The sequence below is a fragment of the Streptomyces sp. NPDC001851 genome (genome assembly GCF_040297165.1).
In the GTDB taxonomy this organism is placed as follows: Bacteria; Actinomycetota; Actinomycetes; order Streptomycetales; family Streptomycetaceae; genus Streptomyces.
Window position 1 is genome coordinate 86,964 of record NZ_JBEOYR010000014.1, and the last position, 22,184, is coordinate 109,147.

The 22,184-nt window shown below is 71.4% G+C and carries 26 protein-coding genes; 16 read left to right on the plus strand and 10 right to left on the minus strand.

Annotation, left to right across the window (positions count from 1 at the left end; all coding sequences use genetic code 11):
* Positions 1 to 38 precede the first annotated feature (38 nt).
* The 3 genes from ABT171_RS21740 to ABT171_RS21750 are packed head-to-tail and all read right to left on the minus strand — an operon-like array spanning position 39 to position 1,661.
* Positions 39 to 1,016 carry an isopenicillin N synthase family dioxygenase gene (locus ABT171_RS21740; protein WP_351246180.1) on the minus strand — a complete coding sequence of 326 codons (978 nt, stop codon included), beginning with the start codon at positions 1,014 to 1,016 and terminating at the stop codon, positions 39 to 41.
* Complete coding sequence (locus ABT171_RS21745) at positions 997 to 1,446, minus strand: nucleoside deaminase (protein WP_351246182.1); 450 nt, start codon at positions 1,444 to 1,446, stop codon at positions 997 to 999. The genes ABT171_RS21740 and ABT171_RS21745 overlap by 20 nt, the downstream gene beginning before the upstream one ends.
* Positions 1,447 to 1,490: 44 nt before the next feature.
* Positions 1,491 to 1,661 (minus strand): hypothetical protein, encoded by a 171-nt coding sequence (locus ABT171_RS21750; RefSeq protein WP_351246184.1) that lies wholly within the window; start codon positions 1,659 to 1,661, stop codon positions 1,491 to 1,493.
* A gap of 190 nt (positions 1,662 to 1,851) precedes the next feature.
* Between ABT171_RS21750 and ABT171_RS21755 the strand changes: the two genes are divergently transcribed.
* A complete protein-coding gene (locus ABT171_RS21755; RefSeq protein WP_351246186.1) occupies positions 1,852 to 3,756 on the plus strand; it encodes a hypothetical protein in 1,905 nt (634 codons plus the stop codon).
* A 47-nt stretch (positions 3,757 to 3,803) separates the two neighbouring features.
* Here the strand turns inward: ABT171_RS21755 and ABT171_RS21760 are convergent, their stop codons facing one another.
* Positions 3,804 to 4,406, minus strand: a complete 603-nt coding sequence (locus tag ABT171_RS21760; protein WP_351246188.1) for a TetR/AcrR family transcriptional regulator — start codon at positions 4,404 to 4,406, stop codon at positions 3,804 to 3,806.
* Positions 4,407 to 4,493: 87 nt separating this feature from the next.
* Here ABT171_RS21760 and ABT171_RS21765 point away from each other — a divergent pair, with 87 nt between their 5' ends.
* Both ABT171_RS21765 and ABT171_RS21770 read left to right on the plus strand, forming a co-directional pair.
* Positions 4,494 to 5,267, plus strand: a complete 774-nt coding sequence (locus tag ABT171_RS21765) for an LppU/SCO3897 family protein (RefSeq protein WP_351246190.1) — start codon at positions 4,494 to 4,496, stop codon at positions 5,265 to 5,267.
* Positions 5,268 to 5,279: 12 nt separating this feature from the next.
* On the plus strand, positions 5,280 to 7,091 hold the full coding sequence (locus ABT171_RS21770) for a serine/threonine-protein kinase (protein WP_503076039.1): 1,812 nt from the start codon (positions 5,280 to 5,282) through the stop codon (positions 7,089 to 7,091).
* 9 nt (positions 7,092 to 7,100) lie between these two features.
* Here ABT171_RS21770 and ABT171_RS21775 read toward each other — a convergent pair whose 3' ends face one another.
* Both ABT171_RS21775 and ABT171_RS21780 read right to left on the minus strand, forming a co-directional pair.
* Positions 7,101 to 7,454: a hypothetical protein gene (locus ABT171_RS21775; RefSeq protein WP_351246194.1), complete on the minus strand. Its 354-nt coding sequence runs from the start codon at positions 7,452 to 7,454 to the stop codon at positions 7,101 to 7,103.
* A complete protein-coding gene (locus tag ABT171_RS21780) occupies positions 7,451 to 8,158 on the minus strand; it encodes a DUF6232 family protein (RefSeq protein ID WP_351246196.1) in 708 nt (235 codons plus the stop codon). Before ABT171_RS21780 ends, ABT171_RS21775 begins: the two co-directional genes overlap by 4 nt.
* A 226-nt stretch (positions 8,159 to 8,384) precedes the next feature.
* On the opposite strand from ABT171_RS21780, the gene ABT171_RS21785 reads away from it, so the two are divergent.
* Positions 8,385 to 9,332 carry a DMT family transporter gene (locus ABT171_RS21785; RefSeq protein ID WP_351246198.1) on the plus strand — a complete coding sequence of 316 codons (948 nt, stop codon included), beginning with the start codon at positions 8,385 to 8,387 and terminating at the stop codon, positions 9,330 to 9,332.
* Here ABT171_RS21785 and ABT171_RS21790 read toward each other — a convergent pair.
* Positions 9,229 to 10,110, minus strand: a complete 882-nt coding sequence (locus ABT171_RS21790; RefSeq protein ID WP_351246470.1) for a LysR family transcriptional regulator — start codon at positions 10,108 to 10,110, stop codon at positions 9,229 to 9,231. The two genes, ABT171_RS21785 and ABT171_RS21790, sit on opposite strands and share 104 nt — an antisense overlap.
* Positions 10,110 to 10,388 (minus strand): PLD nuclease N-terminal domain-containing protein, encoded by a 279-nt coding sequence (locus ABT171_RS21795; RefSeq protein WP_351246200.1) that lies wholly within the window; start codon positions 10,386 to 10,388, stop codon positions 10,110 to 10,112. Before ABT171_RS21795 ends, ABT171_RS21790 begins: the two co-directional genes overlap by 1 nt.
* A 62-nt stretch (positions 10,389 to 10,450) precedes the next feature.
* Between ABT171_RS21795 and ABT171_RS21800 the strand changes: the two genes are divergently transcribed.
* The gene (locus tag ABT171_RS21800; RefSeq protein WP_351246202.1) at positions 10,451 to 10,996 is read left to right on the plus strand and encodes a DUF3515 family protein; all 546 of its coding nucleotides are present in this window, start codon (positions 10,451 to 10,453) and stop codon (positions 10,994 to 10,996) included.
* 38 nt (positions 10,997 to 11,034) lie between these two features.
* Here the strand turns inward: ABT171_RS21800 and ABT171_RS21805 are convergent, their stop codons facing one another.
* Positions 11,035 to 11,610 carry a TlpA family protein disulfide reductase gene (locus tag ABT171_RS21805; RefSeq protein WP_351246204.1) on the minus strand — a complete coding sequence of 192 codons (576 nt, stop codon included), beginning with the start codon at positions 11,608 to 11,610 and terminating at the stop codon, positions 11,035 to 11,037.
* 87 nt (positions 11,611 to 11,697) lie between these two features.
* On the opposite strand from ABT171_RS21805, the gene ABT171_RS21810 reads away from it, so the two are divergent.
* The 11 genes from ABT171_RS21810 (at position 11,698) to ABT171_RS21860 (ending at position 21,483) form a co-directional block, all read left to right on the plus strand.
* On the plus strand, positions 11,698 to 13,149 hold the full coding sequence (locus ABT171_RS21810) for a menaquinone biosynthesis decarboxylase (RefSeq protein ID WP_351246206.1): 1,452 nt from the start codon (positions 11,698 to 11,700) through the stop codon (positions 13,147 to 13,149).
* On the plus strand, positions 13,146 to 14,048 hold the full coding sequence (gene mqnP, locus ABT171_RS21815; RefSeq protein WP_351246208.1) for a menaquinone biosynthesis prenyltransferase MqnP: 903 nt from the start codon (positions 13,146 to 13,148) through the stop codon (positions 14,046 to 14,048). The genes ABT171_RS21810 and mqnP overlap by 4 nt, the downstream gene beginning before the upstream one ends.
* A 44-nt stretch (positions 14,049 to 14,092) precedes the next feature.
* Positions 14,093 to 14,665: a Uma2 family endonuclease gene (locus ABT171_RS21820; protein ID WP_351246210.1), complete on the plus strand. Its 573-nt coding sequence runs from the start codon at positions 14,093 to 14,095 to the stop codon at positions 14,663 to 14,665.
* A gap of 55 nt (positions 14,666 to 14,720) precedes the next feature.
* Positions 14,721 to 15,368 carry a UbiX family flavin prenyltransferase gene (locus tag ABT171_RS21825; protein WP_351246212.1) on the plus strand — a complete coding sequence of 216 codons (648 nt, stop codon included), beginning with the start codon at positions 14,721 to 14,723 and terminating at the stop codon, positions 15,366 to 15,368.
* A gap of 59 nt (positions 15,369 to 15,427) precedes the next feature.
* The gene (locus ABT171_RS21830; protein ID WP_351246214.1) at positions 15,428 to 15,883 is read left to right on the plus strand and encodes an Lrp/AsnC family transcriptional regulator; all 456 of its coding nucleotides are present in this window, start codon (positions 15,428 to 15,430) and stop codon (positions 15,881 to 15,883) included.
* 38 nt (positions 15,884 to 15,921) lie between these two features.
* Entirely contained in the window at positions 15,922 to 17,085 is a 1,164-nt protein-coding gene (mqnE, locus tag ABT171_RS21835) for an aminofutalosine synthase MqnE (RefSeq protein ID WP_351246216.1), read from the plus strand.
* A 26-nt stretch (positions 17,086 to 17,111) separates the two neighbouring features.
* Positions 17,112 to 17,771, plus strand: coding sequence for a UdgX family uracil-DNA binding protein (locus tag ABT171_RS21840; RefSeq protein WP_351246218.1), 660 nt, complete (start codon positions 17,112 to 17,114; stop codon positions 17,769 to 17,771).
* Between the two features lie 16 nt (positions 17,772 to 17,787).
* Positions 17,788 to 18,312 carry a GNAT family N-acetyltransferase gene (locus tag ABT171_RS21845; RefSeq protein WP_351246220.1) on the plus strand — a complete coding sequence of 175 codons (525 nt, stop codon included), beginning with the start codon at positions 17,788 to 17,790 and terminating at the stop codon, positions 18,310 to 18,312.
* An 89-nt stretch (positions 18,313 to 18,401) separates the two neighbouring features.
* Complete coding sequence (locus ABT171_RS21850; RefSeq protein WP_351246472.1) at positions 18,402 to 18,707, plus strand: DUF4229 domain-containing protein; 306 nt, start codon at positions 18,402 to 18,404, stop codon at positions 18,705 to 18,707.
* 10 nt (positions 18,708 to 18,717) lie between these two features.
* Positions 18,718 to 19,404, plus strand: coding sequence for a TetR/AcrR family transcriptional regulator (locus tag ABT171_RS21855; RefSeq protein ID WP_351246222.1), 687 nt, complete (start codon positions 18,718 to 18,720; stop codon positions 19,402 to 19,404).
* Positions 19,405 to 19,560: 156 nt separating this feature from the next.
* Entirely contained in the window at positions 19,561 to 21,483 is a 1,923-nt protein-coding gene (locus ABT171_RS21860; protein WP_351246224.1) for an AMP-dependent synthetase/ligase, read from the plus strand.
* Positions 21,484 to 21,487: 4 nt separating this feature from the next.
* Here the strand turns inward: ABT171_RS21860 and ABT171_RS21865 are convergent, their stop codons facing one another.
* Positions 21,488 to 21,895 carry a nuclear transport factor 2 family protein gene (locus ABT171_RS21865; protein WP_351246226.1) on the minus strand — a complete coding sequence of 136 codons (408 nt, stop codon included), beginning with the start codon at positions 21,893 to 21,895 and terminating at the stop codon, positions 21,488 to 21,490.
* Positions 21,896 to 22,184: the final 289 nt, after the last annotated feature.

Here is a 22,184-nt window from a genome sequence, read left to right on the forward strand (position 1 = left end):
GGAGTGAATAACGGGGAGTGACGGAAGAGGGGTGGGGTTCAGCCGACGGTGATCGAGTCGAGCTTCTCGCGCAGGTACACATGCGAGTCGACCGGCGGGTACGCCACCCGGCCCACCGGCGCCGGCACGGACTCCACCCGGGTGCCCGGGGTGCACTCGCCGAAGTACACGAGCGACATCAGCTCCTCGGCGGGCGCGTCGAGCGGCGGCGGCAGCACCCGGTGCCGCCCGGACCGCCACCGGTCACCCGTCCAGCGGGCCAGCAGGTCGCCGACGTTGACGGTGAACGCGTCCGGGTCGTACGGCGCGTCCTCCCAGCCCCCGGCGTCGGTGTAGATCTGCAGCCCGCCCTTCCCGGCCTGCCGGTCGAGGATGGTCACGGTCCCGAAGTCGGTGTGCGGCCCGATCCGGAACTGCCCCGGCAACGGCTCGCCGGTCACCTGGGTGCCCGGATACCAGTTGATGTTGAAGCCGTACGTCGGATGGTCCATGTGCCGCGAGAAGAAGTCGCGCTCCAGCCCCAGCGCGTAGCCCAGCAGGGACAGCAGCTCCTTCTCCAGGGCGGCCATCCGGGCCAGGTACTGCCGGCACAGCGTCCGGAGCGCGGGGACCTCGGCCGGCCACACGTTGGGCGCGTACCACTCCGCGTTGACGACGGGGTCCTCGAAGGGCTCGTCCGTCGCGAAGGTCAGCGACTCCTTCAGGTCGGGCGGGGTCTCGGTGCCCTCCGCGTACCCGTTGGCCTCGGCACCGGGGCCGAGCCAGCCCCGGCCGCCGACCTTCGCCTCGTACGCCTGCTTGGCCCCGACGGGCAGCAGGAAGAACTCCCGCGCCGCCGCCCGGATCCCGGCCCGCAGCCCCGGCTCCACCCCGTGCCCGGTGACCAGCAGGAACCCGGCGGTCTGCAGCGCCTGGTCGACGGTACGGGCGAGGGCGGCGCGGGCCGCCCGGCCGCCGTCGAACCAGGGGCGCAGATCGATGGTGGGGACACGCGTACTACTCACCGATGTCCTCATTCCACAGCTCAGGGTTGTCCTCGACGAAGCCCGTCATCAGGGCCGTGCACGTGGGGTCGTCGAGCAGGACGATCTCCACACCGTGCGCGGCGAGCCAGTCGTGGCCGCCGTGGAAGGTGGCGGCCTCGCCGATCACCACCCGGGAGATTCCGAACTGGCGGACCAGACCGCTGCAGTACCAGCACGGGGAGAGCGTGGTGACCATGGTCGTGCCGCGGTACGTGCGCTGCCGTCCCGCCGCGCGGAACGCTGCCGTCTCCGCGTGGGCGGAGGGGTCGGCGTCCTGGACCCGGCGGTTGCGGCCGCGGCCGAGGAGGGCGCCGTCGGGGGCGTAGAGCGCGGCGCCGATCGGGATCCCGCCCTCGGCCAGCCCGGCACGGGCCTCGTCGAGAGCGGCGGCGAGCCAGGCGCGGGCCTGTTCCTGGTCCATGGCTTCACTGTGCTGGGTCGGCCGCCACGAGGCAACGGGCACCGTTACACGTCACCGGCGTTCCGTGCCGTGTCCGCCTTGGCCCGGCGACGCCTGAGGTGCCTGCACAGGGCCGCCGAGGCGGCCATGACGCCGGCCGTGGCCAGCTGGGCGGGCAGCTCTGTGAGGATTCCGTGGGCGATGACGGACAGCACATGATTGAGTTGACCGGGCATGGGAGTTCCTCCGGAAGAGGTCCGGTGCCGTGCGCCCCGGGGGAGCGGTACGGCGGACGGGCGATGGCGTCAGCGTGCTGGCCCGGCCCACCGCGGCTCCACTAGTCCAGGTCTCCGTGCGTACAAGTCCGGACAAGGCCGGAGCGGGTCGACGCGTGCCGTGGGCGGGCGGGAGAGCGGAGGTTCGGTGGTGGGCAGGGGACGTCGCACGCGCCCGTGGGCGCGGTTACGCGGGCCCACGGAGGAGGCCAACCGCCTCGCGGAGCTCCTTCGGGGATGGCTGGACGATGCCGGCCTCCGCCTGGACGACCTGCTGGGGGAACTGAAACCCGAGCACTTCGAGAGCCAGACCGTGCCCGGCAGGTCGACCGTCGCGGACCGGCTGGCCGGGGTGAACCTGCGGTGGGACTTCGTGGAGGCCGTCGCCGACGCATGCTCCGGCAGCGCCGCTGAGTACGAAGGGTTACGGCAGCAGGCACGCCCCCTCCACCAGGCCGCCGTCGCCGCCGCACGTCACGGGCGGTCCGGTGGCGTCGGCCGGCAGGACCCGTCCCCGGGCGACGCGCGTCCCGGCACCCCGGACCCGGAGCGGGAACTGGTCGTCGCGCAACGGCGGTCGCTGGAACTCTCCGATCAACTCATGCGGGCACTGCACCGCACGGCGGAACTGGAGAAGGCGCGCAACGACGCCCACCACATGGTGCTGATCCTGCTGACGCTCGTCGACAAACTGCACCGTGACATCGCGACGCTGACCGCGGAACGGGACCGCAGCGCCGCCCGCGCCCCGGCCTCCGAAGCCCTCGCGGACCTGCAGGAACAGTTGGGCCACAGCGAGGCCCAGCGTCTGCAGGCCGAAGCCGAACTGACCCGTGCCCGGGACGAACGGGAGAAGGCCGACCGGCTGGCCGAGCAGTCCGCCGAACAGGTGCGCAGGCTCACGGCGGAACTCGCGCGGCTGCGGCTGGAGCAGGACGCCGCGCACCCGGAGGCCGACGCCGTACCGGCGGACCCCGGTCCCGCACCGGTGCTGCCGACGCACCCCACCGCCCACGACGACATCGACATCGCGCTGATGAAGGCCGCGCACATCCTGGACTCGGGAGCCGAGCGGCTCGACCGGCTCGCCGAGGAACTCCGGGAGGAGCCCGACGGACTCCCGGACAACTCCGCCGGGCGCACCCCGGACAACGCTTCCGACGAGGCCCTGCGCACCGTGACGGCCGCAGGCGAGTCCCCGGACAACGAGCCGGACAACAAGCCGGACAGGAAGCTGGACAACCGGTCCGACGACCAGCCGCATGACGAGGACGACGCGGACGTCGACACGTTCGTCGCGTGGGCCCTTGAACTGCCGACCTTCGACGCTCTGGAAGAGGCCTTCCCCCGCCTGATGACCACGGGCCGCGACTGGCCGCCCGGGCCGCTCACCGCTGCCCTGCAACGACTGCGGGCGACGGAGGCGACGGACAGGGCCGACGCCCTGGCCCTCGCGATCGGCTGGGCCCGTCCCGCCCCCGGACTGGTCACCCTGCTCGGCAGCCTCTCCGCCCCGGACACCGACGCGGTGATGATGGGCATGGTGGAACGGCCCGCCCGGAGCTTCCAGCAGGCCATCGGCCACCTGCGCAAGGCCGGCTTCGGCAGGTTCGCCCACCGGGTGCTGCTCGCCGCGGGCCGGCACCGCTCGATGAAGGACCTTCCGCTGCTCCTGTCCTCCTTGCCCGACGAGAGCTTCGCGGACAGGGTGCTCCTCCTGAACGGCGTGTGCGCACGCAGCGCACACCGGGTCGCCCAGATCGTCCAGCGGCTGCGGGAGGTCGGGATGTGCCAGGACGCCCACCTGCTGACGGTCGCCGCCCTGGCGAACCCGGGCGTCACCCTCACCCCGTTGGACTCCGTGCCGTGGGGACCCGAGGCGTGGTTCGACGGGGCACCGGTCACGTCACCGCACAGGCCGACACGGTCATCCGGGCCGACCGACACGGTCCTGACCACCCGTATCCGCATCAACATTCCGGGAAGCCGCCCCATCCCGCCGGTCGTCGTACGCCGCCGCGCCGCCCCGCCGCAGGAGCCGCCCGTCTCCGGGTGAGGGGGAGGATCAACCTGGTTGCAGGACCGCCATCCAGGTGCCGGCGTTCACTTCCTCTCTGCGCTGACCGACAGCCAGATCCTGTCCGGCAGGACCAGCGCCGCCCGGTCCAGGTCCACGTCCTCGATGCCGGACAGCCAGCGGCGGGCGACGCCGACGACCGGGCCGAGGATCAGTGACTCCAGCAGGGGTGCCGGAAGCGGAGCGAGGTCGCCGGAGTCCACGTACCGGTCCGCCCACTGCGCGAGCGGGGAGAGCCGGGCCTCCTGGGCGTCCCGGAGCCGCTTGCCGTCGGCCATGCCCTGGCGGTCGGCGTACGAGGAGTGCAGCAGCAGCGCCGCCTCCCGGTGCTCTTGTACGAAGTTCAGGTAGGCCCGGACGAGGGCACGAATACCGGTATGGGCGGTACGGGTGTGCTCCAGCGCCGCTGCCAGCTCGCCGAGCAGCCGGCCGAGCCAGCGCGTCAGCAGCGCGTTCATCAGCCCGTCGACGCTCCCGAAGTGGTGGTACAGGCTGCCGAGGCTCACCCCGCTCGCCCGGGTGAGCGCCGCGACCGTCAGCCCCTGCTCACCCGACTCGGCGTAGACCCGCAGTGCGGCGTCCAGGAGCTGTTCGACCGTGGCCTCGCCACGCTGCTGCTTGGGGCTCATACTGAAGTGCTTTTCTAGAAAGATATTTTAGTTCTGTGGGCTGCCGGCCCACACTGGTTGCCTCATCCTCACATCCAGGAGCGGCTGGTGTCGTCACCCGAGAATCAAGGAATCCCCGAGATCCCCGTCTCCCTCACCCCGCAGCAGGCCGCCTCCGGTACGGTCCTCAGGCTGCCGCCGGGCACGGGTGTACCGCCCGTCCGCATACCCCCGGTCCGCGACGGCGACCTCGTACGGCTGCGCACCGCCGACGGCGAGGTGCGGCTGCGGATCCGCGTCACGGCGGCCGCCGCCGGGGCGGGCTCCGAGAAGAAGCAGGGCCTCGCCTGTCTGGGCGTGCTCGGCGTCGTCGCCGTCGTCGTGTTACTCCTGGTGCTCGTCAACCGGGGCGGCGGCAGCGACGATTCGTCCGGCGACACGCTCAGCTCGTCGCCGTACTCACCGTCGTACCCGACCGCCACGGCGACCGACGAGCCGTACACCGGCGACCCGTACACCGGCGACCCGTACACCGGCGCCCCGGGCACCGGCGGCACCTACTCCAGCGACCCGTACCGCACCGGCGACCCCTACGGCACCCCGAGCCCGGACCCCAGCCCCTACACCTCCGGCACCTGCCTCGACGGCACCCTGCCGGACTCCACCACCGCGCAGTCCGTCAGCGGCGTCGACGAGGTCTCCTGCTCCGCGTCCGACGCGCACTACAAGGTGATCGAGACCATTCCGCTGACCTCGGACATGAGCCGCTGCAACGACAACCCCCGGACCCAGTACGCCTTTTCCTCGCGCTACACGATCAACGGGGCGACCATCAACGAGTATGTGTACTGCCTGGTGGGCCTCGGCTCCTACGCACGCTGAAACAGGGGGAAAGTGTTGAACGGGGAACACCACGGGGTCGGGCCGCTCGAAGACGACGATCCGCGCCGGATCGGACCGATCCCGCTGGTCGGGCGGCTCGGGGCGGGCGGCATGGGGCGGGTCTACCTCGGTGTGCACGAAGGGCGGTACGCCGCCGTCAAGCAGGTCCTGCCGTCGGTCGCCGGCGAGGACGAGGACTTCGTCCGCCGCTTCGGGCACGAACTGGACAACCTCGCCCGGCTGCCCGCCGGGGCGACCGCGCCGCTGTTCGCCGGGGACCGGGACGCCCGGCCGCCGTGGTTCGCCACCGCGTACGTCCCCGGGCTGACGCTGCGCGAGGCCGTCGAGGCGCACGGCGGGCCGCTGCCGGCCGAGTCGCTGTGGCTGCTGCTGCGGGAGGCGGCGGCGGGGCTGGCCGCGGTGCACGGGCTCGGCATGGTGCACCGGGACGTCAAGCCGTCCAACGTCATGCTGACCCTCGACGGGGTCACCCTCATCGACTTCGGGGTCGCCCGGGCCGCCGAGCAGAGCCGGCTGACCCGGACCGGCATGGTGGTCGGCACCCCGGCCTACATGTCACCCGAACAGGCGTCCGGCGCACAGCGGTTGACCGGCGCGGTGGACGTCTTCGCGCTCGGGTCCGTGGTGGCGTACGCGGGGTGCGGGCGGCCGCCGTTCGGTGACGAGTCCGGGCACGGGGTGCTGTACCGGATCGTGCACGAACAGCCCGACCTGGACGGACTGCGCGCGACCGACCGCGAGCTGGCGTCGGTCGTCGCCTCCTGCCTGGACAAGGACCCCGAGGGCCGCCCCGGCGCGGCCGAGCTGCTGGAGCTGGCCACCGCGCACGTGCCGCCGTCCGACGCTCCGCTGTGGCCCGCCGTCCTCAGCGAGCGTCTCACCGCCCGCGCGGAGTTCGCGGCACAGGTGCCGGAGCCCGGCGGCGTCGGGCCCGGGCCCGAGCCCGAGGCCGAGCCGGAGATCGTCGTACGGCCCGGCGCGCGGCGGCCCGAGCCGGAACGGCGGCGCAGGCGGGTGCTGGTGGCCGTCGTGCCGATCGTGGCCGGCGCCGGTGTCGCGACCCTCGCCTTCCAACTGGCGCCGTATGCCACGGACGCCCACCGCAACGGCGCCGCCGGCACACCGGGCGTCTCCGTCTCCGCGCCGGCCGATCCCGCGCCGGGCGCCTCCTCGGCGACCCCGGCCGGGACGCCCCGGGAGGACGGGAACGACGGGAAGGGCGGGAACGACGGGAAGGGCGCGGGGAAGAAGCGCTCCGTCTCTCCGGCGAGCGGGGAGAAGCAGAAGAAGCACGGAGACACGGGGGACACGGGGCGCGGCGGGAGCTCGCCCACGGATCGGCAGGGCGGCGGCGACAGCGGTAGTGGCTCCGGCGGCTCAGGCAGTTCCGGTGGCGCCGGCAGTTCAGGAACCTCCGGAGGTCCCGGCGGCTCCGGCGGAGCGAGTGTGTTCCGGCTGGAGAACGGCGAGAACGGCAAGTGCCTGATCCAGGTCTACGGCTCCTCGGGCCTCGGCGACTGCTCGGACGCCACGGCCCGCTGGACCTTCCGCAGTGCCACCGGCGGCAGCGTCAAGGTCGTCAACGTCTCGACCGGCGCCTGCCTGAGCGCCAACGGCAACGGCCAGGCGGTCTTCGTCGGCGACTGCTCGCAGGGCGGCGGCAACCTGCGCTGGACGACCGGCCACGGCAACTCCCTGCGCACTGCCTACGACGGCGGCTGCCTCGACCTCGCCTTCGGCGGCGGCGTGGCCGAGGCGGGCTGCCAGTCGGGGGCGTCCTCGCAGAGCTGGGCCCGGACGTGACGACAGCCCCTAGCCGCTGACCATCGCGGTGATCGCCCGTACGGCCTCGGCCACCGGCTGGCCGACCGCTCCGACAGCGGCGGCGATCCCCGCGATCGCCCGCAGCGCCCGGTGCCGCTCCAGCGCGGGCACGGCGGCGTCGGGGCTGAGGGCGGGCAGGGACTCGTCCAGGAGCTGGGCGTCGGGCGCCGACACCTGGGTTCGCAACCGGGTGATGAGCCCGTTCAGTTCGGCGAGTGCGGCGGCCAGGGCCGGGTCCTGCTGCCCGGCTCCGGCACCGCCCTCGTTCCTGACGATGCCCTGGTTGCCCTGGCCGCCGTACATGTTGACGTTGTCGCCGTAGTAGTAGTTGGTGCCGCTCATGCGCCGATCCCCACGTTTCCGCTGCCGCCGTACATGTTGACGTTGTCGCCGAAGTAGTAGTTCCTCGGCGAGACGGTGAGGCTCTCCACCGTCACCTTGAACTCGGCCTCCGGATGATCGATGGCGTAGGAGATCTGGCCGACGATCTGGTCGAGATAGCGCGGGTCCTGGCTGGTGACCAGCGCCGTGGAGGCGCCCGAGGTCTCCACCGCGAGCACGTGGTGCGGTGCGGCACCCAGGACCGAGACCATCTCGATGAGGAAGTAGATCTCGGCGAAGAGGGCCACGATCCAGACGAAGGTGACATAGCCCGCGGCGCCGGAGTCCTGCCCGATCTGCCCTCCCTCGCCTCGGGAGGACATGAGGGAGGGCAGGCCGGGCAGCATCGCGATGAACGCGACGACCAGGATCCCCGCGGTGTACCGCAGGAACCTCAGCACCGCCTCCTTGCGCCTGGGGCGCAGGACGAAGGTGTAGACGCGGGCGATGTTCGCCAGCGGGTACACCGCCGCGCCGATCCACAGGATCCGCTTGCTGACCCGGAGATCGACCCGGTCCGGCGCCTGCTGCGCGGGCGGCGCGGGGACGTCCGGCATGAGCGGGGCCGTGGTGGGCGCGGCGGGCGGGGCCGCAGGCGCCGCAGGGGCCGCCTGCGCGGGCGGCGGATCCTGGGCCGGGCGTTCGGGTGGCTGGCCGGTCTGCATCTGTTTCCGTCCCCCAGAGGTCAGGCGGTCCTTCGCAACTCAGTGACCACCATTAACAACGTCGCCGGTGAGTGATGGCAAGTGGTCGCTGGGCCCGAAGTGGCGTCGGGAGCAGAAAAGTTGATGGACACTCACCTGCGCGTATCGGCGGCGCCGATGGCCCCATCGGCAGTGCCCCGCACCAGCACGTGGAACGCGGCCGGTGTCCGGTCCTAGCGTCGGTGTCATGACCCCGGAACTCAAGGGCACCGCCCAGCTGACCACCGCCATGATGCTCTCCGGCACCCTCGGCGTCTTCGTCGTCGAGTCGGGAGCCCCGCCCTTCGACGTCGTCTTCTTCCGCGTCCTGTTCGGCGCCCTCGCCCTCGGCGGCTACGTCACCGCCCGCGGCTGGCTGCGCGACCACGGCTTCACCCCGCGCACCCTGGGACTCGCCGTGCTCGGCGGGGTGTTCATCGTCTTCAACTGGGTGCTGCTCTTCCAGTCGTACCGGAACACGTCCATCTCCGTGGCCACGGTCGTCTACCACACCCAGCCGTTCTACGTGGTCCTCCTCGGCGCGCTGCTGTTCCGCGAACGGCTCACCGCCGCCAAGGCCGGCTGGATCGCCGTGGCCTTCGCCGGGCTGATCCTGGTCTCGGGCGTCACACCCGGCGACTTCGCGGGCGGCGGGTCGTATCTGACCGGCATCGGCCAGGCCCTCGCCGCCGCCCTGCTCTACGGCCTGTCCACCCTGGTCACCAAGCGGATCACCGGTGTCCGCCCGCATCTGATCGCCCTCGTCCAGGTCCTGGTCGGCATCCCGCTGCTGCTGCCCTTCGCGGACTTCGGCGCCATGAGCGGCACCGGCTGGGGCTGGGGCTGGCTCGCCGGGCTCGGTCTGATCCACACCGGCGTGATGTACGTCCTGATGTACGCCGCGTACGCCAAGCTGCCGACCTCGAAGATCGCCGTGCTCGCGTTCGTCTACCCGGCCGTGGCGATGGTCATGGACTGGGCGGTCTACGGCCACCACATCGGGCTCGTGCAGGCGCTGGGCGTCCCGCTGATCGTGACCGCGAGCCTCAAGGTCACGCTTGCTCGGCCACGAGTTTCCGCGCCTGCTCCACGAACAGCCGCGCATGCGCCGGAAGCCGCTTCCCGGCCCGCCACGCCAGTTGCGTCCGAAGCGTGAACGGGGGCTCCCAGCCGAGCCGTACGAGAGAGCCCTCCGCGAGTTCGGCGGCGACCGTCACCTCGGGCAGCAGCGCCACCCCGAGGCCGGCCGCCGCCGCGCGCTTGGTGGCCTCGATCGTGCCGAACTCCAGGAAGTCCACCGGGTGCAGCGTCGTCAGCGTCCGCTCGAACAGATCCCGGTAGGCGCAGCCCGGCTCGGTGGCCAGCAGGGGCTGCGCGGTCAGCCCGGCCGTGGTGACCTCCGCACCGGCCAGGGCGTGCCCGGGCGCCGCCACCAGGGCCAGCGGCTCCACGGTGAGCACCGCGGTCTCCAGCCCCGGGTGCTCGGTCTCCTCCTCCATCAGGAACCCGACGTCGTACGTGCCCTGACGCAGTGCCTGCCGGGTCTCGTCGCCGATGGTGGTGCGCAGCGCGAGCCGCACCTTGGGATGGCGGTGGTGGAAGTACTCCAGCAGCGGCGGCAGCCGGTAGGAGGTCAGGGACTCCATCGTGCCGACCGTCAGGGTGCCGGACGGCTCCTCCGGCTCGACGACCACCGCCCGGGCCTCCTCGGTCAGCTCGATGATCTGCCGGGCGTACGGCAGCAGCCGCTCGCCGGCCTCGGTGAGCCGGATCCGGCTGCCGAGGCGGTCGAACAGTTCCACCCCGAGGGAGGCCTCCAGGGTGCGGATCTGACCGGTCACACTGGACTGCGCGTACGCCAGGTCGGCCGCGGCCCGGGTGAAGCTCAGTACGGTGGCGACCTTCTCGAAGGTGACGAGCAGCCGGAGTTCCATCACGTGTCCCGGTCGTCCTTGTCGAGGGACTTGAGGAACTCGGGGTTGTCGTCGGGCGCGACCCAGGCCGGTGCCGGGCCGTCGGCCGGGGCCCGCCGCACCCGGCCGGTGATCAGCCAGGCGACCGGGCCGACCAGCACCTCGCCGAAGAGCAGGATGATGACCACCCACACCACCTTCGGCAGATGCCGCACCTCTTCCTCGGGGGTGTTCAGGCAGTCCACGAAGGCGTAGATCCACAGAGCCAGGACCAGCAGGAACGGCAGATACCTGAGCATGGCGTGCGCTCTCCCGACGAAGTGAGACGGGCCCGGTGACCGGGCCAGAGTAGCGGGTGGCCATGATGGACACCTTCGTGATCGCTTGCCCGTCGACGACCGGGGGAGAGGTGGCTGCGCTGAGGACAGGCGCGCGCAGGAGAGGGGCGGCGGCCGCGCTGGCCGCCGGGGGCCTGGTCCTCGGCGGAGTGCTGGTCGCCCGGGAGCTGGCCTCGCCGGTGTTCGGCATGCGGCAGGGGCCGCTGGCGAAGGACCCGGCGTGCGCCCGGATCGCCGCGCACTACCCGGACCGCCTGGACGGCGACCGGCGCGACCCGTTCACCTACGAGGGGCTCGCGGCCTGGGGTCACGGGAAGGTGCGCCTGCGCTGCGGCCTCGTCCCGCCCGCCCCGGCGAAGGACCCGTGCGTCGCCGTGAACGGCGTGGACTGGGTGCTGCGCGAGGCCGCCGCAGGCGACGGACGCGACCTGCTCGTCACCTACGGCCGCCGGCCCGCCGTCGAGGTGACGCTCTCGGCCTCGGTGCGGCGGACCGACACCGTGCTCATGGAGCTGAGCCGGCTGGTCGCACCGGTGCACCAGAGTGACCACTGCCTGGCCGGCCACTGAGCGACTGAGCCACTGACCGCTGAGCCCCTGAGCCCCGCTCAGCGCATCCCGTCCGCCTTCTCGGCGAGCAGCGGACGCGTGATGGTGCGCACGTCCGCCTCGGTGAGCCCGGCCAGGCCCCGCGCGGCGATCTTCCCGTTCCGGTCGATGAACAGCGTGTACGGCAGCGCCTGCGCCAGGTACTTCCGGGGCATCCGGTGGACGAGCTGCCGGCTGCCCGGGTCGTACAGGCTCGGATAGGCCAGGTGGTGATCGCTCGCGAAGGCCCGGCCCTGCGAGCGGTCGGCGTCGGTGTCCACGCCCACCACCTGGAGGCCCTTGGCCGCCAAGTGCCGCTGGGCCTGCGAGAGTTCGGGCGCCTCTGCACGGCACGGGCCGCAGTAGGCGGCCCAGACGTTGAGGACGACGACCTTGCCCCGGTAGTCGGACAGCCGGACGCGCCCGCCGTCGAGGGCGGTGCCGTTGAGGTCGGGGGCGGCCCGGCGTTCGGCGGCCGGGACACGGATCACCGGGGACGCGGCGGAGTTGTCCGGGTCCTGCTGCGGCGTGCACGCGGCGAGCGCGATCAGCGGGACCAACGGGGCCAGGAGCCGTGACACGCGACGACGTCTCATGATCGACGAGTATCCCAGCCACGCCGGACCCCGGCCGCGGAGGGGTGGGCGCAGGCGCGAAGCGGTAGGTCGGCGATACTTGACCGCATGGCTTACGACGATCTTCGCTCCCTGCTGCGGGCGCTGGAGCGCGAGGGCGACCTCAAGCGCATCAAGGCCGAGGTCGACCCCTATCTGGAAGTCGGGGAGATCGTCGACCGGGTGCAGAAGTCCGGCGGCCCCGCCCTGCTCTTCGAGAACGTGAAGGGCTCGGCGATGCCCCTCGCCATGAACGTCTTCGGCACCGACCGCCGCCTGCTCAAGGCGCTGGGCCTGAAGTCGTACGGCGAGATCTCCGAGAAGATCGGCGGCCTGCTGCGGCCCGAGCTGCCGCACGGCTTCGTCGGGGTGCGCGAGGCGTTCGGCAAGCTCGGCGCGATGACGCACGTGCCGCCGAAGAAGGTCAAGGAGGCTCCGGTCCAGGAAGTCGTCCTGCACGGCGACGAGGTGGACCTCGACCGGCTCCCGGCGCTGTTCACCTGGCCCAAGGACGGCGGCTCCTTCTTCAACCTGGGGCTCACCCACACCAAGGACCCGGAGACGGGCGTCCGCAACCTCGGGCTCTACCGCCTCCAGCGCCACGACAAGCGCACCATCGGCATGCACTGGCAGATCCACAAGGACAGCCGCAACCACTACCAGGTGGCCGCGCGCAGGGGCGAGCGGCTGCCCGTCGCCATCGCCTTCGGCTGCCCCCCGGCCGTGACGTACGCCTCCACCGCCCCGCTCCCCGGCGACATCGACGAGTACCTCTTCGCCGGGTTCATCGCGGGCAAGCGGATCGAGATGGTCGACTGCAAGACGGTGCCCCTGCAGGTGCCGGCTCAGGCCGAGGTCGTCCTGGAGGGCTGGCTGGAGCCGGGCGAGATGCTGCCCGAGGGCCCCTTCGGCGACCACACCGGTTTCTACACCCCGCAGGAACCGTTCCCGGCACTGAAGATCGACTGCGTGACGATGCGCAGGCGCCCGCTGCTCCAGTCGATCGTCGTGGGCCGCCCGCCCACGGAGGACGGCCCGCTGGGCCGGGCGACGGAGCGGTTCTTCCTCCCACTCCTCAAGATCATCGTCCCGGACATCGTGGACTACCACCTGCCCGAGGCCGGCGGCTTCCACAACTGCGCGATCGTCTCGATCGACAAGAAGTACCCGAAGCACGCGCAGAAGGTGATGCACGCGATCTGGGGGGCGCACATGATGTCCCTGACCAAACTGATCGTGGTCGTGGACTCCGACTGCGATGTGCACGATCTGCACGAGGTCGCCTGGCGGGCCCTCGGCAACACCGACTACGCCCGCGACCTCACGGTCGTCGAAGGCCCCGTCGACCACCTCGACCACGCCTCCTACCAGCAGTTCTGGGGCGGCAAGGCGGGGATCGACGCCACGAAGAAGTGGCCGGAGGAGGGCTACACGCGCGACGGCGGCTGGCCGGACATGGTGGAGTCCGACCCGGAGACGGCGGCCCTGGTGGACCGCCGCTGGAAGGAGTACGGGCTGTGAGCAGCGCCTCCGCAGCGATCCCCCAGCCGGGACGCACGAAAGCCTTCCTGCGCCTGGTGATGATCGAGCACTCGGTCTTCGCGCTGCCCTTCGCCTACATCGCCTCCCTCACGGCGATGTACGAGTGGGACAGGAGCATCCACTGGGTCCGGCTGCTGCTGGTCACCGTCTGCATGGTGGGCCTGCGCACGTTCGCGATGGCGGTCAACCGGATCATCGACCGCGAGATCGACGCCCGCAACCCCCGTACGGCGCACCGGGAACTGGTGACCGGCGCGATGTCGGTCCGGCACGCCTGGACGGGCGCCCTGATCGCCCTGGTGGTCTTCCTCTGTGCGGCGGCCCTGCTCAACCCGCTGTGCCTGGCCCTCGCCCCGGTGGCCGTCATCCCGATGGTGGTCTACCCCTACGGCAAACGCTTCACGAACTTCCCGCAGGCCATCCTCGGCCTCGCCCAGTCCATGGGCCCCGTCGGCGGCTGGCTCGCGATCTCCGGTTCCTGGAACTGGGACGCGGTGATCCTCGGTCTCGCCGTCGGTGTCTGGATCGGCGGCTTCGACCTGATCTACGCCTGCCAGGACGTCGAGACCGACCGTGAGACCGGCGTCATGTCGGTCCCGGCCCGCTTCGGCGTCCCGGCGGCGATCTGGGGCGCGCGGGCCTGCCACACGGTGACGACGGCCCTGTTCGTCTGGTACGCCCTGGCCACGCACGCCGGTGCCTTCTTCTGGCTGGGCCTGGCGATCGTGGCGGGCGCCTTCGTCTACGAACACCGCGTCGTGCGCCCCCACGACCTGTCCCGCCTCAACCGGGCGTTCTTCAGCGTCAACGGCTTCATCGGGATTGCCCTGTTCGTGTGTGCGCTGCTGGATCTCCTGGTCCGCGGTCTGACCGTCTGAATAGCGTGCGGCCTACCATCGAGTGCAGACAGAGGGAGGCCGACGTGACCGTCTCGGACAGTGATCGCCTGCACTCGCAGCTCGCCCGGTACGAGGACATGTTCCGCGGGTACCGGATGGAGATTGTCGAGGGCAACATCGTGATGAGTCCGCTCAGGCCGTTCCACAACGAGACGATCGTGCGGCTGTGGACGCAGCTCGAACCCCAGCTGGGCCCCGAATGGGGCTTCATCAGCGACGTGGCGATCCCGTTCAGTGACGACTTCGAGTTCTGTCCCGATCTCGCGGTCATCCCCGAGGCCGAGAGGAGCCGCAATCTCACCGCCTATCCGCCCGACCTGGTGGAACTGGCCATCGAGGTGGCTTCTCCGAGCAGCGTCCGCAACGACTACGAGGTCAAGGACAAGCAGTACGCGGCTCGCGGCATCCCGAACTACCTCATCTTCGATCCCCGTACGGGACACCTCGTCACGCTCTGGAACCCGGGCCCGGACGGTTACCTGGGCCGGAACACACTCCCGTACGGAGGCAAGCTGACCGTGGAGACGAACCTCGGCAGCCTCACCGTCGACACCTCCCGCCTCCCCGTCGACCCCAAGGCGCCCGACCCGGCCTGAACCCCACCCGACCCACCGGTACGCTCAAGGTGTGAACGCAGGAGAAACGCAGCGCGTGCCTTGGATCGTGGGGGTGTCCGGTGCTTCCGGGACGCCCTATGCGGCGGCCGTGCTGCGGGCGCTGCTGGGCGCGGGCGAGGCGGTCGACCTGGTGGTCAGCCGGGCCTCGCGGCTGACGCTGCTGGACGAGACGGGTATCTCGTTCCGGGACGCCCACTGGCAGGACGACCTGCGGGAATGGCTGGCCCGGGGCGCCGACGGCAAGCCCGGGACCTTCGACGTGGACGTCAGCGCGGTGCGGTACTGGAGCGCCGGCGACCTCGCCGCCGGTCCGTCCTCGGGGTCGTACCCGGCGAAGGGGATGCTCATCGTGCCCGCCTCCACCGCCTGTGTGGCCGGTGTGGCGCTCGGGCTGTCCAAGGACCTGCTGCAGCGTGCGGCGAGCGTCACCCTGAAGGAGCGCCGGACGCTGGTCGTCTCGGTGCGGGAGACGCCCCTGAACGGGCAGACCCTGCGCCACCTGGTCGCCCTGGACGACGCCGGTGCCACCGTCGTACCGGCCTCGCCCGCCTTCTACGCGGGCGCCACCCACATCCAGGACCTGGTGGACTTCGTCGCCGGGCGGGTGCTGGACGCGGCCGGCGTGGACCACGGCCTGTACCGGCGGTGGCGGGGCGAACTCGGCGGCGGCACACCCAGCTAGTTCAGCAAGCACGTACCTCTCTTCAACTTCGGACCTCTTCAGCGGAAGGCTTCGATCGCATGGACGCGGTGGACAGGCAGCTCATCCAGGCCCTGAGGGAGAACGGCCGGGCCTCGTACGCGGAGCTGGGGCGCCTCGTCGGCCTGTCGGGACCCAGCGTCACCGACCGCATCAACCGGCTGGAGGCGGCCGGTGTCATCACCGGCTACCGCGCCACGGTGAACGCGGCCTCGCTCGGTCTCGGCGTGACCGCCCTGATCGGCATCTCGCTCTCCGACGCCGCCGACCACGAGGACGTCGCCCAGCGGCTGCGGGACCTGCCGGAGATCGAGGACTGCTGGTTCATCGCCGGTGACGACTCCTACATGCTCAAGGTCCGCTCCTCGGACGTCGACGGTCTGGAGAAGACCATCCGCCGGCTCAGCGGGACCAAGGGCGTCTCCCGGACCCGTACCACCATCGTGCTGTCCACGAAGTGGGAGAACCGGGTCGGGGAGCTGCCCGAGGAGGTCTAGGGATACCGTTGGCCGAGCTGTCGTAGAAAGGTGTTGGCATGGACGTCGGGCTCAAGCGCGAGCTGGAGGAGAAGGTCCGCTCCGGTGAGCGGCTGACCCGCGAGGACGGCATCGCGCTGTACGAGTCGGACGACCTGGCATGGCTCGGCGGCCTGGCGCACGAGGTGCGGACCCGCAAGAACGGCGACGTGGTCCACTTCAACGTCAACCGGCACCTGAACATGACCAACGTGTGCACCGCCTCCTGCGCCTACTGCTCGTTCCAGCGCAAGCCGGGCGAGAAGGACGCGTACACGATGCGCATCGAGGAGGCCGTCAAGCTCGCCAAGGCGATGGAGTCGGAGAACCTCACCGAGCTGCACATCGTCAACGGTCTGCACCCCAACCTGCCGTGGCGCTACTACCCGCGTTCGCTCAGGGAGCTGAAGCAGGCCCTGCCGAACGTCTCCCTGAAGGCCTTCACGGCGACGGAGATCCACCACTTCGAGACGATCTCCGGGCTGAGCGCGAGCGAGATCCTGGACGAGCTGATCGACGCGGGCCTGGAGTCGCTGACCGGCGGCGGCGCCGAGATCTTCGACTGGGAGGTCCGGCAGCACATCGTGGACCACCGCACCCACTGGGAGGACTGGTCCCGCATCCACCGCCTGGCGCACGAGAAGGGTCTGAAGACCCCGTGCACCATGCTCTACGGCCACATCGAGGAGCCCCGCCACCGGGTCGACCACGTCCTGCGCCTGCGTGAACTCCAGGACGAGACGAACGGCTTCCAGGTCTTCATCCCGCTGCGCTACCAGCACGACTTCGTGGACATGAAGGACGGCAAGGTCCGCAACCGCCTGCAGGCCCGCACCCAGATGGCGACCGGCGCGGAGGCCCTGAAGACCTTCGCCGTCTCCCGGCTGCTGTTCGACAACGTCCCGCACGTGAAGGTCTTCTGGGTCATGCACGGCGTGCAGACCGCCCAGCTGGCCCTGCAGCACGGCGCGGACGACATGGACGGCTCGGTCGTCGAGTACAAGATCACCCACGACGCGGACAACTTCGGCACGCCGAACAAGCTGACCCGCGAGGACCTGCTGGAGCTGATCCGGGACGCCGGTTTCCGCCCCGTGGAGCGGAACACCCGCTACGAGATCATCCGCGAGTACGACGGCCCCGACCCGGCCCGCAGGGAGTCCCCCCAGCCGATGCGGGTGTGACGAATCGGCGGGGGTACTCGGCACGCATGGCTGTCACGAAGGCCCCCGAGGATGCCTACACGGCGGCGCCCTTCGTCCCGGAGGGCGCCGGTCTCACCGCCCTGCGCAAGGCCGCGGCGGACTGCCGTGGCTGCCCCCTGCACGAGAACGCCACACAGACGGTGTTCGGCGCGGGCAACGCGCACGCGCGCGTGATGCTCGTGGGCGAACAACCCGGTGATCAGGAGGACCGCCAGGGCAAGCCCTTCGTGGGCCCCGCCGGCAAGCTGCTCGACAGGGCGCTGGCAGAAGCCGGTATGGACCCGGCGGACGCGTATGTCACCAACGCCGTCAAGCACTTCAAGTTCACCCGGGCCGAGCCCCGCAAGCGCCGCATCCACAAGGCGCCGAGCCTGCGGGAGATGACCGCGTGCGGGCCCTGGCTCGCGGCGGAGCTGGCGCTGGTCGAGCCCGAGCTGATCGTGGTGCTCGGCGCCACCGCGGGCAAGGCGCTGCTCGGGTCCTCGTTCCGGGTGGGCGAGGTGCGCGGGACCGTACTGGAACGCGAGATCCATGGCCGCCCCGAGCGGCTGGTGCCGACCGTGCACCCCTCCTCGGTGCTGCGGGCGCAGGACGACAAGGACAGGAAGGCCGCGTACGAAGGGCTCGTCGCCGATCTGAAAGTGGCTGCACGAGCTCTCGGGTAATAGGTAAAGTGGCCCCATGGCGCTTACCTTCACCCTTGACCCCGCCATCACCCCCGCCCTGCGCGACGGCATCCTCGACCTGTGGACGGACGTCTCCAACGCGGGCGGCGCCGTGGGCTTCGTGCCGCCGGTGGGCCGGGAGGAGGTCCGGCCGGAGCTGGTGAGGCACTTCGTGGCCATGGCCGAGGGCCGTCACCGGCTGCTCGTCGGGTGCGACGAGACGGGCGGGCCGGCCGCGACCGCCTTCCTCTCCTTCAACGCGCACCCGCTCCAGAAGCACTGGCTGTGGCTGTACACGGTGATGGTCCACCCGAGGCACCAGGGCAAGGGGTACGGCCGCGACCTGCTGGCGGCCGCCGCGGACGCGGCCCGCACCTTCGACGGCATCGACGCGGTACGGCTGACCTGCCGGGGCGGCCAGGGCCTGGAGCGGTTCTACGGCTCCTGCGGCTACCAGGAGGTCGGCCGGGTACCGGGCGCCGTCCGGGTGGCGCCCGGCGACGACCGCGACGACGTGATCATGCTGCTGCCCCTGCGCTGAGGTTCCCCGGCCGACCCCCGTGCAAGATCTCCTGCCGGCCGTGCTTCACTGGACGATGACCTCTTGTGGAATCGGACGACTGGATTGAGATGCTCCGCTACACGCTGATGCGCTTCGGCATCTTCGCCGGCTGCCTCGTGGTCGTCTGGGGAGCCGTCTACTCAGGCATCTTCCCGCGCGGTTTCGGCGACTCCAACTTCCTCTGGGTGCTGCTGCTGTCGCTGGTGCTGTCGGCGCCGATCAGCTGGGTGGTGCTGCGCAAGGAGCGGGATCGGGCCTCGGTGCAGATCGTCGGCAGGGTCGACCGGATGAAGGCCAACCTGGACGCCAACCGCAGCCAGGAGGACCTCGCCGACGACACCGCGAGGGCGCAGGGCGGGGCGGCCGCGTCCTAGTCTTGCCCCCATGGGTGGGGCGAGGACGAAGCGGATGCCGCGTGCGGTGCGGGAGCAGCAGATGCTCGACGCCGCCGTGCGGATCTTCGGCCAACGCGGCTACATGGCCGCCTCGATGGACGAGATCGCCGAACTGGCGGGCGTCTCCAAGCCGTTGGTCTATCTGTACCTGAACTCCAAGGAAGACCTCTTCACCGCCTGCATCCGGCGCGAGGCCGCCGCTCTGACGGCGGCCGTCCGGGGCGGGGTCCGCACGGACCTGCCCGCCGACCGCCGGCTCTGGGACGGGCTCAGGGCCTTCTTCGCGCACACCGCCGAGCACCCCGACGCCTGGTCGGTGCTGCACCTCCAGGCCCGTACGCACGGGGAGCCCTTCGCGGGCGAGGTCGCCGCGATGCGCGAGGAGATCGTCGCGTTCGTGACCCGGCTGGTCGCCGTCGCCGCACGCGAGGCCCACCGGGATCCCGGCCTCGCCGAGCACGAGGTGGCCGGTCTGGCCGAGGCGCTGGTCGGAGCGGCCGAGTCCCTCGCCACATGGGCGAACGCCACGCCCGGCGTCACCGCCCGGCAGGCCGCGGCGACCCTCATGAACGTCACCTGGTCGGGGCTGGACAACCTGATGCGGGGGCGTCCCTGGGTTCCGCCGGCCGAGGCCGGGGGGCTGGAAGCAGCGGAAGGCGAACCGGCCTCACCATAACCCCCGAGGCTGCACATCCCCGGCTCCGGACCATCCCTGAACCCGCACGATCCCCTCACGGTGGAGCCGTACGATCACCTGCCTAACCCGCGGTAACCCCCCTTTTCGTATCTATGAGGGTCCGCCGCAGGTGCACGCACGCCACAGGAGCCGCTCGTGTCCACGCCGTACCCGAACACCCCCGTCTCCGCGACCGACTACGACGGCCGCCCGGTCCTTGTGGAGCCCTGGGTCCAGCGACTGGACGGTGCCGTGCGCGAGGTGTCCGTACCGCCCTTCACCTCCGCGCACAAACACGGCTCACTCGCCGACCTGCCCTTCGAGAACGCGGAGTCCGCGCCCGCCGCGACCGTGCTCAGCCGCAGGCTGCCCGACGGCCGCTGGACGGACATGACGGCCGCGCACTTCGCCGAGCAGGTGCTCGCGGTGGCCAAGGGACTGATCGCCGAGGGCCTGGTGCCGGGCGACCGCATCGCCGTGATGGCCCGCACCCGGTACGAGTGGACCCTGCTCGACTTCGCCGCCTGGGCCGCGGGCCTGGTCACCGTGCCGGTCTACCCCACCTCCTCGGTCTTCCAGACCCGCTGGATCCTGCACGACTCCGGCGCCGTCGCCCTGGTCACCGAGACCACCGCCCAGGCCGCCGCCATCGGCCCCGAGCTCCAGCACCTGCCCGACCTGCGCCATGTGTGGGTGATGGACAAGGAGCACGTGACCCGGCTGGCCGAGGCCGGCGTACAGGTGCCGGACGGCGAAGTCGCCGTACGGCGCGGCATGCTGGGCCCCGACACCCTCGCCACGCTCATCTACACCTCCGGCACCACCGGCCGCCCCAAGGGCTGCGCGCTCTCGCACGGCAACTTCTTCGCCGAGGTCGACAACGCCATCGAGCTGCTCCACCCGGTCTTCAAGGCCCACGACGAGGAGCCCTCGGTCCTGCTCTTCCTGCCGGTGTCCCATGTCTTCGGACGCATGGTGGCCATCGCCTGCGTCCGGGCCCGGGTCCGCCTCGGCCACGCCCCGAGCCTGGCCGCCGAGGACCTGCTCCCGGACCTGGCGGCCTTCAAACCGACCGCGCTGCTGACCATCCCCTACATGCTGGAGAAGGTCTACAACTCGGCCCGCGCGAACGCCGAGTCCGGCGGCCGGGTCGCCGTCTTCGACCGGGCCGCCGCCGTCGCCCGCCGCTATGGCGAGGCGCTGGAGGCCCGCCAGACCGGCACCGGCAGCGGCCCCAGCCGCTCCCTGAAGACGGCCCGAAGCTTCTACGACCCGCTCGTCTACCGCAGGATCCGCTCCGCCATGGGCGGACGCGTCCGGCACGCCATCTGCGGCGGCTCCCCGCTCGGCCGGCGTCTCGCCGCGTTCTACGCCGGCGCCGGCATCGAGATCTTCGAGGGCTACGGCCTGACCGAGACCACCGGCGCCACCACCGTCACCCCACCCCTCAAACCCCGCCTGGGCACGGTCGGCTGGCCGCTGCCCGGCACCCGCGTCCGCATCGCGGCCGACGGCGAGATCCTCGTCTCCGGCGACCACGTCCTGCGCGGCTACTGGGACCCGCAGGGCGGCGGAGTCGTCCCCGCGACCAGGGACGGCTGGCTGCCCACCGGCGACCTCGGCGAGCTGGACGACGAGGGCTATCTCACCATCACGGGGCGCAAGAAGGAACTGCTGATCACGGCGGGCGGCAAGTCCGTGGCCCCGGCCCCGCTGGAGAACTGGCTGCGCCAGCACCCGCTCATCTCCCAGGTGATGCTGGTCGGCGACGGCCGGCCGTACGTCGCCGCGCTGATCACCCTCGACCCCGACGGCGTCACCCACTGGCGGCAGATGATCGGAAAGCACCCGGTGCCGCCGGAACTCCTCATCGGCGACCCCGAGCTGGAGGCCGTCCTGCAACGCGCGATCGACGAGGCCAACAAGCTGGTCTCCCGCCCCGAGTCCATCCGCCGCTTCGCCGTGCTCCCCGCGGACTTCACCGAGGCGGCCGGCCATCTGACGCCCTCCATGAAGCTCCGCCGTGAGGCGATCGCGCGGGACTTCTCCCGCGAGGTGGAGAGCCTGTACGGAAGCTGAGCCCTCACACCTGCGCGGGAGCGACCAGCGCACGCTCCCAGTGCTGCGTGTCGGCGTACTCGCGCATGCTGACGATCTTCCCGTCCCGGACGCGGAAGACCCCGCTGTTCTTCTGCCGGTACGGCCTGCCGGTGCGGCCCGTCGCCCAGGAGTCCCACTCGACGAACACCTGCTCGCCCTCGCCGAAGAGATTGGTGACCCGCAGGCCGATCTCCCGGTCGGGGTCGAGATGGGCGAAGGCGGTCGCGAGGAACCCGTTGATCACCTGGTCCCGGCCCTGCCAGGTACCGGAGATCGGGAGGTCACCGGCGTACCAGCAACTGCCGTCCTCCGCCCACGCGTTCCAGACGGCGTCCTGATCGCCCGCCGCCAGCGCGTCGAAGTACCCCCGCACCACGTCCTTGGCGTCCATGCCCCTGCCTCTCCTCGTACCGGGCGGCTCCTCCGCCCGGCATCAAGTCAAGCCGCCGGGGCGGCACGGACCAAGAGGCGATCGACGCACGCAGCGATCAGCGATCGTGATCGATCGGGGATCGTGAACGGCCGGGGCCCGTGAACGGCCGGGGATCGTGAACGGTCGACACCCGCTCCTCGCCGGTCCCGCCTCGGTCCGGACGCTCGGCGGGGCGGGGAGCGGGTTGCCGCCTGGGTCGATCGCGGCCCGCCATCGATCCTCGTACGGCCCTGACATCCAGTCAATC

Coding starts and splice junctions, on each gene's coding strand:
- ABT171_RS21750 (WP_351246184.1), bottom strand. CDS start 1,661: ATGCCCGGTCAACTCAATCATGTGCTGTCCGTCATCGCCCACGGAATC.
- ABT171_RS21760 (WP_351246188.1), bottom strand. CDS start 4,406: ATGAGCCCCAAGCAGCAGCGTGGCGAGGCCACGGTCGAACAGCTCCTG.
- ABT171_RS21805 (WP_351246204.1), bottom strand. CDS start 11,610: ATGAGACGTCGTCGCGTGTCACGGCTCCTGGCCCCGTTGGTCCCGCTG.
- ABT171_RS21745 (WP_351246182.1), bottom strand. CDS start 1,446: ATGGACCAGGAACAGGCCCGCGCCTGGCTCGCCGCCGCTCTCGACGAG.
- ABT171_RS21785 (WP_351246198.1), top strand. CDS start 8,385: ATGACCCCGGAACTCAAGGGCACCGCCCAGCTGACCACCGCCATGATG.
- ABT171_RS21865 (WP_351246226.1), bottom strand. CDS start 21,895: ATGGACGCCAAGGACGTGGTGCGGGGGTACTTCGACGCGCTGGCGGCG.
- ABT171_RS21800 (WP_351246202.1), top strand. CDS start 10,451: ATGATGGACACCTTCGTGATCGCTTGCCCGTCGACGACCGGGGGAGAG.
- ABT171_RS21810 (WP_351246206.1), top strand. CDS start 11,698: ATGGCTTACGACGATCTTCGCTCCCTGCTGCGGGCGCTGGAGCGCGAG.
- ABT171_RS21740 (WP_351246180.1), bottom strand. CDS start 1,016: ATGAGGACATCGGTGAGTAGTACGCGTGTCCCCACCATCGATCTGCGC.
- ABT171_RS21795 (WP_351246200.1), bottom strand. CDS start 10,388: ATGCTCAGGTATCTGCCGTTCCTGCTGGTCCTGGCTCTGTGGATCTAC.
- ABT171_RS21780 (WP_351246196.1), bottom strand. CDS start 8,158: ATGCAGACCGGCCAGCCACCCGAACGCCCGGCCCAGGATCCGCCGCCC.
- ABT171_RS21840 (WP_351246218.1), top strand. CDS start 17,112: ATGGCTGTCACGAAGGCCCCCGAGGATGCCTACACGGCGGCGCCCTTC.
- ABT171_RS21790 (WP_351246470.1), bottom strand. CDS start 10,110: ATGGAACTCCGGCTGCTCGTCACCTTCGAGAAGGTCGCCACCGTACTG.
- ABT171_RS21850 (WP_351246472.1), top strand. CDS start 18,402: ATGCTCCGCTACACGCTGATGCGCTTCGGCATCTTCGCCGGCTGCCTC.
- ABT171_RS21830 (WP_351246214.1), top strand. CDS start 15,428: ATGGACGCGGTGGACAGGCAGCTCATCCAGGCCCTGAGGGAGAACGGC.
- ABT171_RS21775 (WP_351246194.1), bottom strand. CDS start 7,454: ATGAGCGGCACCAACTACTACTACGGCGACAACGTCAACATGTACGGC.
- ABT171_RS21855 (WP_351246222.1), top strand. CDS start 18,718: ATGGGTGGGGCGAGGACGAAGCGGATGCCGCGTGCGGTGCGGGAGCAG.
- ABT171_RS21845 (WP_351246220.1), top strand. CDS start 17,788: ATGGCGCTTACCTTCACCCTTGACCCCGCCATCACCCCCGCCCTGCGC.
- mqnE (WP_351246216.1), top strand. CDS start 15,922: ATGGACGTCGGGCTCAAGCGCGAGCTGGAGGAGAAGGTCCGCTCCGGT.